This window comes from Desulfosporosinus sp. SYSU MS00001 (assembly GCF_049943955.1).
Taxonomy (GTDB): domain Bacteria; phylum Bacillota; class Desulfitobacteriia; order Desulfitobacteriales; family Desulfitobacteriaceae; genus Desulfosporosinus.
Genome location: NZ_JBNFTW010000005.1, coordinates 159,205 through 173,820, shown reverse-complemented (window position 1 = coordinate 173,820; position 14,616 = coordinate 159,205). Strand labels below are relative to the sequence as shown.

Genomic DNA, 14,616 nt, shown 5'->3' with positions numbered 1-14,616 from the left:
AAGGAGATTTACCAATGAATTATTTAGTCGTTGATTTTGAATTCACGATGTGGGCATATGGAAATCCTAGGGTTTGGTTTCCAGAGATTATAGAAGTTGGAGCAATTGTTGTGGATCATAAAGGAAATCCGATGGGGTTGCCATATAGTGCCTTTACAAAACCGCGATTGTGGCCCCGTATTACCGATGAGTGCTTCGGTATTACCGGTATTCGGCAGAAGGATATCGAAGATGGTATACCGCTAGAGAACGCCTTATATAAACTTCAGAATATGGCCAAATCGGAGAATATTACATTAGTTGCATGGGGCAATGAAGATCGTAAAGTTTTGTCAAGGGTATGCGAAAAATATGGGCTAAGTTATCCCTTTACATACGAGAACTATGTAGACTTAGCCTTATCCTACCGTAACCATCAAAATTTAAAAAACCACGCCTCTTTAAAAAGAGCGATAGAATCCAGTGAAATAGAAATGTCCGGTATCCAACATTCAGCAATGGATGATGCCATCAATGCCGCTTTAGTTATGAAAAAAATGATCTCGGATGGATGGAAAATTGAAGAGGCGATAGCAGAAAATCATAATTCAATTAATCCATCGAAGTTAGCCTTTAATATTCCAGTAGCTGTTTAAATGACATTTATAATTCATCAGTTGTCTTAAGACAAGCGGAGCTGACAAAGTAAGATTAAGGAGCTGGAACTATGGAGAAAGGGATATATTATCGAACAAAATTAATCGAGAATGAATACCAACCTGAATTACAAAAATGCATCGAAGAAGCCTGTCAATACTGCATAGACATGACTTTTACTCAGAGTGCAGAAGGTATTGCAGATAAAGAAAATCATCCAATTATGATGTTAGGAAAAATTCAAAGCGGAAAAACAAGAGCATTCACTGGTCTTATGGCACTAGCTTTTGACAATCGATTTGACATGGTTTTTATACTCACTAAAAATAGTAAGGCACTGGTGCAACAAACATATAAGCGCATGAGACGAGAATTTAAAGATTTTATTAGAGAAAATCAAATTGAAGTTTTCGATATTATGAAGGTTTTGGAAGGTCTCACGGATTACGAACTGGATAAGAAAATTGTCATTGTAGCCAAAAAAGAAAAAAGAAATTTAGATCGTATAAGTGATTTTATTAGCAATTATACAATCTATCAACGTAAGAATTGTTTGATTATTGATGATGAAGCGGACACAACTGGTATTGGATTTTCAAAAGTTAAAGACAGTGATGACGAATTTGATTTGAGAACAGTGGCTTCAAAAGTTAATGAGATTCGTGGAAGTCTTGATGGCTGCGTGTTTGTTCAAGTAACAGCAACTCCTTACGCCTTATATTTACAACCCAATTTTAATGAAAATACTATAGCTCCTATTAAACCAAAAAGAACTGTGTTGGTACCATCTGGATCAGGATACATTGGAGGAGAATATTATTTCCTTAATGCTAAAGAAGATGGTCATCCTGCCCAATATATATTCGAGCCTGTATCTGAAAAAGAGAATGAGCTAGTTTCAGATCAAAAAAGAAAAGGAAAGAAATCAAAAATTGATGACCGGAGAAGCTTTAAAGAAGAAGAAATTATCACATCTAGAGATAAGTTGGTGACTTTTAAAAAGGGCTTAATGAATTTTATAATTGGTGGATGTGTGCTCAGAAAAAGTAATAAAAATTCTCACTACTCCTACGTAATTCATACTGCTACTCAAAAATCATCTCATATCAAACTTGAAAGTATAGCGCATGAGTTCTTCAAGCAAATTAAGGAACGTAACAATAACACTTCGCCAATTATTAATGAAATGCTTAAAGAAGCTTATCAAGATATCAAAAAATCAGTTATTGCGTACGACTTTACCATGCCTACGTTTGAAGAAACAGAGAAGGCCTTTTATAACGCAGTTGATAAGGATTATATAAGTATAACCATTGTGAATAGTGATAAGGACATGGATGCAATTCTTGATGAAGATAATGGAGAGTTAAGACTTCGCTCCCCTTTCTCGATTTTTGTTGGCGGTCAAGTTTTAGATCGTGGGGTAACAATACCTAAAATGATTGGTTTCTATTACGGTCGCAATCCAAAAACAATGCAGCAGGACACTGTGATGCAGCACTCTCGGATGTTCGGCTATCGTAAGACTGATTTGCTTTCAGTTACCCGTTTTTACACAACTCAGCGGATTTATGAGAATATGACTAGAATTACCGAAATTGATATGGCTTTACGTGAAGATATCGAAAGCGGAAAATTTAGTGAGGGTATTTATTTTATTCAAAAATATGTATCCTACAAAATAAATGAACATGGTCAAAAGATAAAGGACGAAATTGTTCCTTGCGCACCTGATAAAGTTCGGCTATCAAATATTGTACTTTTGAAGCCTAATAGTAGGCTTTTACCTATCGGTTTTACGCCAGTTTCAAAAACAAACGCAATCAAAATATCAAACGAGGTTAATAAGGCAGTTTCTAAGTTAATTAATGCTAATCAAAAGGATGCAGTTCCGGTTTCATTAAACGATTTAGAACCTATTATAATTAATTTATATACTGCAATTAAACAAGATGAAGAATCAGCAAGATTTGTATCAGTAGAAAGATTTTTGACAACTTTACGCTACCTTGTTCGTGACCAAAACAAAATATTTCTAATCGTCCGTAGAAACCGTAAAGTGAGTAAATACAAAAACCATATGACAACTTACCAGGATGCACCCGATACCCCACAAGACGAGCTGTCAGTTGCAAGAAGAGTAGCAATAGAAAGTCCTGCAATAATGTTACTTCATCAAGACGGTACAGCAGATGGGTGGAATGAAAGCGAATTTTGGTGGCCTGTTATATTATCTCCACAGAATGTGAAAAGAACAGTTTTTGCCATGCCAGAGTTAGATGGAAACCTTAGAAAGAAAAGTTACTAACTATTATTTAGAGTCATTAATTTGCTCCAATATGGGATGATTAACAACTGTAAACAAGTTGAAATTAATATTTTACATGGAGGAACGTGGTAAATAATAGAGAATTATACATTAAAGTGTTTTTATATGTAGCAATGGCCAATTTAACTTCAGTTGCGTTCTGGTAACATCATATTAAATTGAGGGTGAAAGCATTGACTATTGGTTGGAATTTCCCGTCTAACAATTTTGGACAATTAATGGGAGTAAGCGAGTCTGGAATAGAAACATTTAGAGGGGCACGCTATAGTTTTTTGGCGCGTGAAATTTGCCAGAACTCTCTTGATGCTAAATTAAATCAAAGCGAGCCAGTTACGGTTGAATTCAAAAAAATCTACGTTGATAATTATAATGTACCAGGATATGAACAATTACTGGATGCTTTGGAGAGATGCCTTGCTTTTTGGAAAGAACGTAATAATAAAAAGGCTATGGATTTTTTTCGAAATAGCTGTAGCATTATAAATCAAGAGAAGATATGTTCACTGAGAATTAGCGATTTTAATACGATAGGACTAGCCGGTTCAGATAAAGAGTATGAGATTACTCCTTGGCAAAGTCTAGTTAAATCATCGGGTGTATCCGATAAGAACGGTTCGGCGGGCGGAAGCTATGGTATTGGAAAATCTGCGCCATTTGCATGTTCAGAAATTAGAACATTATTCTATAGTACCTACGATATTGAAGGTATAATTGCCACTCAAGGGGTTTCAAGGCTTGTGTCATTTAAAGATGCAATGGGAGAAATAACACAAGGTATTGGATATTATGGAGAAGTGGAACGAAACACAGCGTTAAACACAGTATTAAGTATTGACGATACTTATAATCGAAAACAAGAGACAGGAACTGATATTTACATCCTAGGTTTTATGGAAGATAACAATTGGAAAAAGGAAATGATAGCATCTGTTTTAGAAGGCTTTTTATTATCTATTTACGATGAAAGTTTAATAGTTAGAATAGATGATATTGAAATTTCCAAAAATACATTACCTTTAATTATTAATCAATATAAAGATAGTGCCAAATATGCGTATAACTATTATCAAGTATTAACTTCTCAAGAAAGCCATATTGTAAATGAAAATTTCTTTAACCTTGGTGAAATAGAATTGAAAATATTAATTGCACCAAATTTGCACAGAAAAGTTTTAATTTCCAGAAGTACTGGGATGAAAATATTTGATAAGCAGAATATATCCAGCACCATTCAGTTTGCAGCAGTACTCACATTGAAGGGTGAAAAAGTTAACCAGTTTTTTAGGGATATGGAATCGCCGCAACATGATGCTTGGGAACCAGATAGACATCCTGATAGAAAAGCAGCTAAAAGGATTCGTACTGAATTATTTAGGCTTATTAAAGAAAAAATTCACGATTTAGGTAAAGGTGATTCAACTGATATGATGGATGCAGAAGGAGTTGGAGAATTTTTACCAGATAATGATGCTTCTATAGAAAGTCAGAATGATAGTAATTTTGATGAAACAATTACCGATAGGGTAAAAGATATTACGGTTAAAATGGTTGATAGTGTTTCTTCAAAAGCAAATGCGAAAATTTTTGATATCACGGAAGATGAGGAAGTAGCTGCCGCCGGCGACTTCTCTGAGGATGACAGCGCTGATGAAGTTGGTAGAAAACCCACGGGGGCCCCGAATTCATCTAGTGGTGGAATCGGAACAACTGTTTCCGCTAATAAAAATGATGAAAGCGAAACTGAAATAAAAAAATATATGGAAATTGGAATAGCATCTGTTCGCCTGTTCTTAACTAACGAAATTTCAAATGAATATAAGTTAGTTATAATGCCAGAAAAAAGTATAAAGAATGGATTTATAAAAATTAGCCTTTCAGGAGAGCAAAATAATATTGAAGCTGAAATTAAATCTGCTAATCTGAGCCCAAATTCAGTACCGTTAAAATGCTCTAAAGGTAAGATATTTATAAATAACATGCTTGCAAAACAAAAATGCCATTTCATGTTTATTTTAAATTATCTAGAGAATTGCTCGTTGGAGGTGAGGCTATATGGACATACGCTATAAATACTTTCCCTATCCTGTATTAAGTCCATTTTCCGACGATTATTTAAATTCTAGATTTATATCTGAGATAAACGTAATAAAAGATATTAGCGATCTTGTTCTTAATTTGAGTGTTTTATTGGATGATTCCGAGTTACTTCACTTAATAACGCATAATAAAGCTGATTACGTGTTTCATATTGAATGTCCGCAAACCTCTTATCGAACTATTGTAAAAACCTCAGAAACAGAAGTCGAAAAACGAATACCTGAAAGTAAATTAAATGGTAGAGTTAGCATATGTACTTTTATTGTCGCAAAAGATGATCTCGGTAGTTTTAGAAGTGACTCTTTTAATGAAGATTATGGAAAAATGACTTTTCATATAAAACGTGGTGGTATTTTAGCAATTGCCAATCAGGTTAACATTGATATTACAAAAGAGATAAATGATCTTGCTAAAACAAACTCTGTATTCTCCATTCTTAGACGAGATTCGAATGATGATTTAGGAATGCAAATAGAAATAGATGGTGATAAAATTAAACTATTTTTGTGTAATGAAGAATTCTATAATTACAAGAATGTAGCGGCGGTTCCAACTTTTCAAGCCTTGTTACATGCAGCACTAATTTTGCCTGCCCTAATATATACATTTGAAACATTAAGACGTTCCGGTACAGACGAGTATGAAATGTATCATTGGTTTAAAGCAATAGAAAAAGCATTAAGTAAATCCAATATTAAATTAAATCAAGAAACTCTGGAAAACAAACCCTCATATGAATTAGCACAGAAGTTGCTAGCACTGCCAATTAGCAGGGGCTTAAAATCTATATTAAATTTTGGAACGGAGGAAGAGGAGGATTGAAACTTTATTTCTTAAAAGAAGAAGCATTAGAAACTTTAAAGGGAAATATAAAAACTAATCTTCGTAATTACTCTAACATCACTAATGACTGGATAATCAACTTTTTTAACGGTGAGAATCCTTTTATTGAATACAAAAAAGAAGTCAATGATTTTAAACTTAGCATGACTTATGAAAAGCCAGAAGAAAGTGATATTGAAAATATAAAAATTATCTATCCCGCAATGTCAAATATCTCTGAAACGGATGCAACTGACGAAAGATTATGGTCAGGATTGGAACATAGTATTTTTTGGGATTATTTAAGATATAGATGGTCAACTAGTAAAAAACAGCCTTCAGACAAAGATATATTAAATCATTATTTTTTCTCCCAGTACAAGAAAAGATCCTTAATAACAAACACTCTCGCAAAATTATGGTGGATCGGTAAATTAACATATGATATAAAAAGAAAAAATCCTTTTGAATTAACTGAATATTTAAAACATGATTTTGCGACCAAGATTAGGATTTTATTTTCTAGCAATTTTTCTAATAATCCAAAAATCGTTAGATCTCTATTATCTTCACTAATAAAACTTGAACATGAAGGATTTGTTATTAGTCGTGAGGTGTTTATTGAATCCACAAAATATCTAAATGTTTTAGGTGGAACCTACATCTTAGATTACTTTGAAGAAGAAGAACTTTCAGAAAAGCTTATCAAAAGAATAACAGCTTTATTGAGTGATAATCAAAGATAATGGCTAATTACCTAATACGTTTAACAATACTGCTAAAATAATAATTACTTGCGCAGTAGTTGTACCTTATAAAAAGTTATGACACTAGTAATAGAAAGTGGTTTTTTATTAGGTGTGGTATATCTATCAGTGAACCCTACTCGTCGCTTAACGTTATTTAACTTTGTTTGACATCAACTACGTAAAAATAGTTGATGTCAAACGAGAGTTAGTGGCATGGGTAATTCATTTGGTTTGGAAGGGCGATATAAGAGGGCTAAAACGTTCAGAAACTTGTCCGTGAATAATGATATAATGTAGTTAAATTGATCCTGAAATAGAGAATGAAATTAGTCTATCAGCGAAATGGTCTGGGGAAATAGTATATTAATTTCCATTATTACTTTATTACCTTCTAAGGTCATAATTTTTATAAAAAGAGGTATTGTTCATGATAGAGTTTTCTCCCGGAATGAGAGTAATCATCCGTGATGAAGAGTGGATGGTCAAGAAAGTCGAGACTAACAGCCTGGACAAAAAGACAATCCACTGCATTGGTATATCGAAATTAGTAAAAGATCATCAGGCAATGTTTTTGACGGATCTTGAAGATATTGAGCCTGTCGATCCCTCAAAAGTGAAGCTGGTTATCGACGATTCTCCGTTTTTTAGAAAATCACGTCTGTACATAGAAAGTCAATGGAGGCAGAAAATCCCCACGGATTCGGCGCTCCATATCGGCAACCGTGCAGCGATGGATTTAATGAATTTCCAACTGGAACCGGCTCAGATCTCTTTGCGTAGGCCAAGGCAGCGCATTTTGATTGCTGACACAGTTGGCTTAGGTAAAACCCTGGAAGCGGGCATTTTGATGTCTGAGTTGATTGCCAGGGGTAAGGGCAAGCGAATTCTGGTTATTACGGTTAAAAGCATGATGACTCAGTTCCAAAAAGAAATGTGGAACCGTTTCACCATTCCCTTAGTGCGTCTTGATTCCAATAAGATTCAGAAGATACGTGCTCAACTGCCGTCAAATTATAACCCCTTCTTTTATTATGACAAAACCATCGTTTCAATTGATACGCTGAAACGAGATATTGAATACAGAACTCATCTAGAAAATTCCTGGTGGGATATTATTGTTATTGACGAGGCGCACAATGTCGCCGAACGAGGTAGTCGTCAGGCACAACGCTCAAGGCTTGCCCAATTACTATCTGGGCGTTCCGATACGTTAATTATGCTTTCAGCAACGCCTCACGATGGTCGATCGGAGAGCTTTGCCTCCCTGATGAACATGTTAGATCCCACGGCGATTGCCAATCCCCATGACTATCATAAAGAAGATATTAAAGGTCTGTGCATTCGCCGCTTCAAAAAGGATATCAAAGATCAGGTCCAAGGTGCGTTTAAAGAAAGACGAGTTAGCATAGAAAAATGTCCTGCTTCTGCAGCAGAAGAATACGCCTTTGATTTGTTCACCAATATGAAACTGGAAATGGATGCAAGTAAACATCATGTTGCCGGGCAGCTCTTTAAAACTAGCCTGGAAAAAGCGATGTTTTCCAGTCCGGCAGCCTGCATTAAAAGCATCGAGGAACGGTTGAGAAAACTGAAGAAGAAATATAGCACCGACGATATTGGTGATATCGCGAAACTTGAAGAGTTAAAGGCAGCTCTGGAAAAAATCGAACCAGCATCTTTTTCGCGCTATCATCAGTTGCTAAAACTGCTGAACAGCGAACAATACGGTTGGAGCGTTAAAAAAAGCAATGACCGGCTCGTAATCTTTACCGAACGCATTGAAACCATGCGTTTCCTAACAGCGCAATTACGCAAGGATCTTAACTTAAACGAGCATACGGTCCGAGAAATTTACGGTGGAATGAGTGACAGCGAGCAGCAAAAAATTGTTGAAGATTTTGGCCGTGAGGAATCACCTATCCGCATCTTAGTAGCCTCTGATGTTGCGGCAGAAGGGATTAATCTGCACTACCTGAGTCACCGCTTAATTCATTTTGATATTCCCTGGTCTCTGATGGTATTTCAGCAAAGAAACGGACGCATTGACCGCTATGGCCAACACGAGCAACCGGACATTCGTTATTTTATGATTAGCAGCACCAATGAAAAAATCAGGGGTGATATGCGGATCATGGAGATCCTTGTCCGCAAAGAAGAGGAGGCCTACAAAAACATCGGCGACCCGACCTTGCTCTTTGGAAAATTCAATGTCGAAGAAGAAGAACTTGTTACCGCTGAAGCTATAGAAAAGGAGCTAAGCCCAGAAGAATTCGGCGAGCAAATCGATGATTCTTTTGAGGATTTTGATCCCTTTGAACTCTTAATGATGGGTGCAGCAGAGAGTGAGGCTCCGGCCGAAGTCCATAACGACGATACTCTGTATAGGGATATCGATTATCTGCGCAGCGCCATGACCTATTTTACCCAGACAGAGCGCCACCCGGTTCAGAATCTCCAAACTGTAGAAGGTGTGGAAATAGAAATCACCCCGGATTTAAAGAGGCGCTTAGCAGCGCTGCTCCCTGAAGAAGCAATGCCAAGTACGGACTATTTGCGCCTTAGCCCGGATAAATCCTTCTGTATGGACGAAATGAAACGCAGCATGCAGAACAATATGTCGGAAACTGCCTGGCCGGCAACACAATACCTCTGGCCGCTTCACCCGATTTTTGATTGGGTCAATGACAAGGCAGGATTGCTATTTGGGCGCAGTGAAACTCCGCTTATCGGTATTCCTCAAACAATGGCGACATCGGAGTATATTTTCATTGTTGCCGGGACGATTCCTAACCGCAAATCCACACCTGTTGTGGACGAGTGGTTTGGTCTGCGTTTCCTTTACGGAAAATTTGCTGAGGAACTCAGCATGGAGCAAGTCATATCTAAAACCGGCTTTGGTCGCAAGGACGTCCCTAACCGTAATGATGTTCCGACCCAGAGCATAAATGATGCGGAAGCTTTGTTACCGTCTGCCGTGCAAGAGGCTAAAAAAGTACTGGAAGGATATTGCGCAAACTATCGTCAAGTGATTGGACCACAGATCAATGAAGAAATTGATAAACTGATTGAGCTTGAGGCCAGGCATAAAGATTATCAGCTTTCTCTTTTTGAAAGCGAGCGGAAAAAGAGCGAACAGGAGCGCAAAGTGGAGCAAATTTTCATCAATTTTACCGACTGGGTGAAGGATACACTTGAAATCGAAAACAATCCCTATCTGCGGATTGTTGCCGTATTGATGGGGGTGTAAGTATGAGCATGGATTTAACCGGAATCAATAACTACAACGAATACTATACAAACCACTATTTTGCCTCCATATTCGAAGAGAACGCCCAGGAAACGATTAGTGCCTGGCGAAGCCGGGCGAAGGAGTCGGAAGAAATCCGTACCCCTTGGTCACTACTGCGTGAAAATAGTAGGCAGTATTACAGCATCCATGAAAAATACCTCCGTACACGTGGAGATAACCAAGTATTTCCGATGATTCGTGATATGGCTGATCAATATCTCGAATCATTAGGTTTCCCGACTTTAGCTCCATTATCTGTCGAAGTGGCTGAGGGTGTTTATGCGCCCGTATATCGGGAGATCAAAAAGCCCAACGGTGCCCCGCTTCTCTGGGTGATGCTGGCCCATACCTCGGAGCGGGACGCGAATATCATGCAAGGATATTGTTTCCATGCGACCGATCTGATCGATGACAATAGTGATGATGTCACCATCACAACCATTGATAACGAAGAACTCGCTTCGAAAATCCTGTTTGCGGTAGCAGAGCCACCACGGTGGATTATATTTATCGGTTTGAATCAAATTGCTTTGATTGACCGTAATAAGTGGAACACCAAGCGTTACCTTCAATTTGATCTTGAAGAAATTTTCAGTCGCCGCGAAGAGACAACCTTTCAAGCCATGACAGTTCTACTGCATAAAGAGAGCCTATGCCCGCAAGTCGGCACCTCGCTGCTGGACAAGCTGGAGGAAAACTCGAACCGACACTCCTCCGGCGTATCGCAAGATTTGAAGTATGCCTTAAGAGAGTCAATAGAGCTGCTGGGTAACGAGGTGCTCTACGACCTGGCCCATCGACTAGGCAGAAACTTGGATGCAGAGCCAGTCAATCCTGCCCAACTGACCGTCGAGTGTCTGCGCTACATGTATCGCATGCTCTTTGTGCTGTTCATCGAAGCCCGGCCCGAGCTGGGTTATGCGCCAATGAAGGCCCAGGCGTATGTGCAGGGCTATTCCTTTGAGAGTTTGCGGGACATCGCTGATAACATCCGGGAAGAGATTAGTGAGGTGGGGGAAGGCTATTACCTCCACATGACCTTAGCCAAGTTATATGAACTTATTTATGAAGGTTATCCAGGAAATGAAGCAACCTTTAAGGAATTAGCCGGCCGGGAATCCCTTCATGATGTATTTGTCATAGATCCTTTGAAGGCTCATATATTTGATCCGGAATATACGCCCCTGATTACTTCAGCCAAGCTACGCAATCGAATAATGCTGAAAATTATAGACCTTATGAGTATCACAAGGCCGAGTGGGCGCAGGAATGATCGTCGTGGGCGCATTTCGTATGCCGCCCTTGGCATCAATCAAATGGGCGCTGTGTACGAAGCACTGCTTTCTTATCGAGGATTTATTGCGGAAGAAATGTTATACGAAGTCAAGCGTGAGCGTGATCATTTCGACGAGCTGGATGTTGGCTATTTCGTACCGGAGCGGGAGTTGGATAACTATACCGAAGAAGAACGCGTCTACTACGACTCGGGTGAAAATAAAGGCAAACTGAGAAAATATGAAAAAGGCACTTTTATCTATCGCCTTGCCGGACGTGAGCGTGAGAAATCAGCTTCTTATTATACACCTGAGGTGCTTACGAAGTGCTTAGTTAAGTATGCTCTGAAGGAACTGTTGGAAGGAAAAACAGCTGATGAGATTTTAAAACTCACTATTTGTGAGCCTGCTATGGGCAGTGCTGCCTTCTTGAATGAAGCAATTAACCAATTGGCCGAAGCCTATTTAGATAAAAAGCAAAAAGAGCTGGGAGAAACAATTCCTTCGGAAAATCGCTTTGAAGAACTTCAACGTGTCAAAATGTATATCGCCGACCGCAATGTCTATGGCATTGACTTGAATCCAATTGCTGTGGAACTGGCCGAAGTATCTCTCTGGCTCAATACGATTTATAAAGGAGCTTATGTACCCTGGTTTGGCACTCAATTGGTGAATGGTAATTCCCTTATCGGTGCTAGGAAGCAGTGTTATCGAATTGAACAACTCAGCGCTACTCGCGCGCCTGGCGTTTGGCACAGCAATGCTCCTGAACGCATTTTGCCGGGTAAAAAGCGTATGCCTAAAAAGCAGGTTTATCATTTCTTGATGGGTGATCCTGGCATGGCAAATTATACTGATAAGGTAATCAAAAGCCTTGCCCAAGATCAAATCGAGGCAATAAAAGACTGGAATCGTCGTTTTGTAAGCGCTTATAGTGATGAGGATATTCAGACACTTTTACGCCTTTCTGCGGTTATTGATAACCTATGGGCAAAGCAGGTTGAGCTGCGCAAAACTGTGAGCGCGCAGACTGCAGATGCCTTATCAGTCTATGGGTATGTTGAGGAAATACCTTCCTCTCACACAACAATTCGTGAGAAAGACTTGATCTATAAGCGCTTGTATAAGTCTGAAGAAATGAATAATGCGGGGCCATATGCGCGGCTCAAGTTTGCTATGGACTATTGGTGCGCTCTCTGGTTCTGGCCGATTGATGAGGCATACATGCTACCGTCCCGAAGTGAGTTCCTTTTCGATATGTCGCTCATTCTAGAGGGTGGCGTTGTATCGGTAACAAATAAGCGAGATATGCAATTATCCTTTTTTCCCACCACTGAGATAGATTATATGGCCCAAAAAGTGCTGGCTTTGTATGATGACCTGCCAAAAGTGGATCTTGCTGCACTGTGCGATCGCAATCCACGCCTACAGTTGGTAAGTAAAATTGCGGCTGTAAATAAGTTTATGCATTGGGAACTGGAATTTGCTGACCTGTTTGAGGAACGCGGAGGGTTTGATTTAGTGATTGGAAATCCGCCTTGGATTAAGATGGAATGGAATGAACAGGCTGTGCTATCTGATAGGCATCCTATGTTTGCTGTAAAAAATTTTACCGCGAATCAAACAACTCAGAATCGTAGCACAGCATTATCTGTCTGGGGTACTCGTGCTTTGTATTTTATTGAATATGAATCAATATCTGGTACGCAAAACTTCTTGAACGCCGTACAGAACTATCAGAGTTTAAAGGGGCAACAGACAAATCTGTTTAAGTGTTTTCTTCCTCAAGCGTGGCAGTTCTTAAGAAGATCTGGCCTTTCTGCGTTTGTACACCCTGATGGAGTGTATGATGATCCTAGAGGCGGTATATTAAGAGAGGAATTGTACCCCCGCTTACGTAAGCATTTCCAATTTACGAATGAACTTAAACTCTTTTCAGAAGTTGATCACCACATGGGTTTTAGCTTAAATGTGTATTGTAATGAACTATGTTCTACATTTGATACTATAGCAAATCTGTTTGATGTAATCACAATCGAGCAGTGCTATGATGAGTCAATTCAAGGTGCTGTTCCGGGTATCAAGGACAAAGATAACAACTGGAACGTAAAAGGTCATCCGGATCGGGTTCTAAAAATTGGCAAAAATGAGTTGTTGCTTTTTGCAAAATTATTTGATGGAAGTGATAATTGGAAACAAGCAAGATTGCCAGTTCTACATGCTAAGCAGTTATTGGAAGTTCTATCATGTTTAGCTAAACAAAAGAAAACTATCGGGGAAATTGACAATGAGATATATACTTCACAAATGTGGAATGAGACAAGTGCTCAAAATGATCGCACAATATTGCGCAATGTTCATTTTCCCGAATCTAGGCTAGACACAATATATTCTGGACCTCATATTGGAGTAGCTAATCCGCTCTTCAAAATATCACGTAGCATTTGTAGGTTAAACAGCGATTACGATAGCATTGATATATCTACTGTTACGGAAGATTACTTGCAAAGATGCAACTATTCACCATTAAATGAAGTAACGGAGTATGTTAAACGTATCCCTTCTACGCCTTGGGGTACAAAGTATCATAGCGAATATAAGATATTGGCTCGTCGTATGCTCAATCAGAGTGGTGAACGAACACTTATCAGTACTCTTGTTCCTCAAAACACAGGTCACATACATACTATTTTTGGAATGGCTTGTAAGGACAAAAATTTATTAACGTTAATTGAGGGTATGATGTCGTCATTGCTATTTGATAGCTTCATTAAAACGACAGGCAGGTCTGATTTGTATTTTGAAACTGTTTCGAATTTTCCTATGATAAATGATCCGTTTAGTTCTCGTATTATATTATTAGCGTTGATGTTAAACTGTTTAACAACTAACTATAGCGATTTGTGGCATAGCTGTTGGGATGACAAATTTGTATTTAAAACATGGTCAAAAACTGACACCCGTCTCCGTAATGAGCGTTTCACAGCTCTTACCTCTAAATGGACATGGCACACCCCTTTACGAACCGAATACGAACGCCGCCAAGCACTTGTGGAAATCGATGTACTTACGGCAATAGCGCTAGGCATGACCCTTGATCAATTAAAAACTATCTATCGCATCCAGTTCCCAGTACTTCAGTCCTACGAAGCCGACACCTGGTATGACCGTAACGGGCGTATTGTTTTTACCAACAACCGCAGCTTGACCAATGTCGGTTTCTCACGTCCCGAATGGAACGAAATAAAGGATGCCAAGAGCGGCACATTTACTCGCACCATCACCGATGACACCATGCCGGGTGGGCCAATCGAACGCACCATAGAGTACGTTGCACCGTTCGACCGCTGCGATCGTGAACAAGACTACGAAACAGCCTGGGCGTTTTTCGAGGAGAGATTTAAGGATAAATAACAGGAG

At 38.9% G+C, this 14,616-nt stretch carries 7 protein-coding genes; all 7 read left to right on the top strand.

The features are described 5' to 3' along the window. Positions 1 to 14 precede the first annotated feature (14 nt). The 7 genes from kapD to ACPUYX_RS11130 all read left to right on the top strand — a co-directional run bounded on the left by kapD (position 15) and on the right by ACPUYX_RS11130 (position 14,610). Positions 15 to 635, top strand: coding sequence for a 3'-5' exonuclease KapD (kapD, locus tag ACPUYX_RS11160; protein WP_426379736.1), 621 nt, complete (start codon positions 15 to 17; stop codon positions 633 to 635). 71 nt (positions 636 to 706) lie between these two features. After that, positions 707 to 2,944, top strand: coding sequence for a Z1 domain-containing protein (locus ACPUYX_RS11155; RefSeq protein ID WP_426379735.1), 2,238 nt, complete (start codon positions 707 to 709; stop codon positions 2,942 to 2,944). Positions 2,945 to 3,138: 194 nt separating this feature from the next. Next, positions 3,139 to 5,034: a hypothetical protein gene (locus tag ACPUYX_RS11150; RefSeq protein ID WP_426379734.1), complete on the top strand. Its 1,896-nt coding sequence runs from the start codon at positions 3,139 to 3,141 to the stop codon at positions 5,032 to 5,034. Then, positions 5,018 to 5,884, top strand: a complete 867-nt coding sequence (locus ACPUYX_RS11145; RefSeq protein WP_426379733.1) for a hypothetical protein — start codon at positions 5,018 to 5,020, stop codon at positions 5,882 to 5,884. Before ACPUYX_RS11150 ends, ACPUYX_RS11145 begins: the two co-directional genes overlap by 17 nt. Next, a complete protein-coding gene (locus tag ACPUYX_RS11140; RefSeq protein ID WP_426379732.1) occupies positions 5,881 to 6,630 on the top strand; it encodes a DUF6339 family protein in 750 nt (249 codons plus the stop codon). Before ACPUYX_RS11145 ends, ACPUYX_RS11140 begins: the two co-directional genes overlap by 4 nt. A 430-nt stretch (positions 6,631 to 7,060) precedes the next feature. Beyond that, entirely contained in the window at positions 7,061 to 9,880 is a 2,820-nt protein-coding gene (locus ACPUYX_RS11135) for a DEAD/DEAH box helicase (protein ID WP_426379731.1), read from the top strand. Between the two features lie 2 nt (positions 9,881 to 9,882). Beyond that, a complete protein-coding gene (locus tag ACPUYX_RS11130) occupies positions 9,883 to 14,610 on the top strand; it encodes an Eco57I restriction-modification methylase domain-containing protein (protein ID WP_426379730.1) in 4,728 nt (1,575 codons plus the stop codon). Positions 14,611 to 14,616: the final 6 nt, after the last annotated feature.

What these genes read in the sequence shown, in the direction of transcription:
- kapD (WP_426379736.1), top strand. Translation starts at nt 15, where the DNA reads ATGAATTATTTAGTCGTTGATTTTGAATTCACGATGTGGGCATATGGA.
- ACPUYX_RS11145 (WP_426379733.1), top strand. Translation starts at nt 5,018, where the DNA reads ATGGACATACGCTATAAATACTTTCCCTATCCTGTATTAAGTCCATTT.
- ACPUYX_RS11130 (WP_426379730.1), top strand. Translation starts at nt 9,883, where the DNA reads ATGAGCATGGATTTAACCGGAATCAATAACTACAACGAATACTATACA.
- ACPUYX_RS11155 (WP_426379735.1), top strand. Translation starts at nt 707, where the DNA reads ATGGAGAAAGGGATATATTATCGAACAAAATTAATCGAGAATGAATAC.
- ACPUYX_RS11135 (WP_426379731.1), top strand. Translation starts at nt 7,061, where the DNA reads ATGATAGAGTTTTCTCCCGGAATGAGAGTAATCATCCGTGATGAAGAG.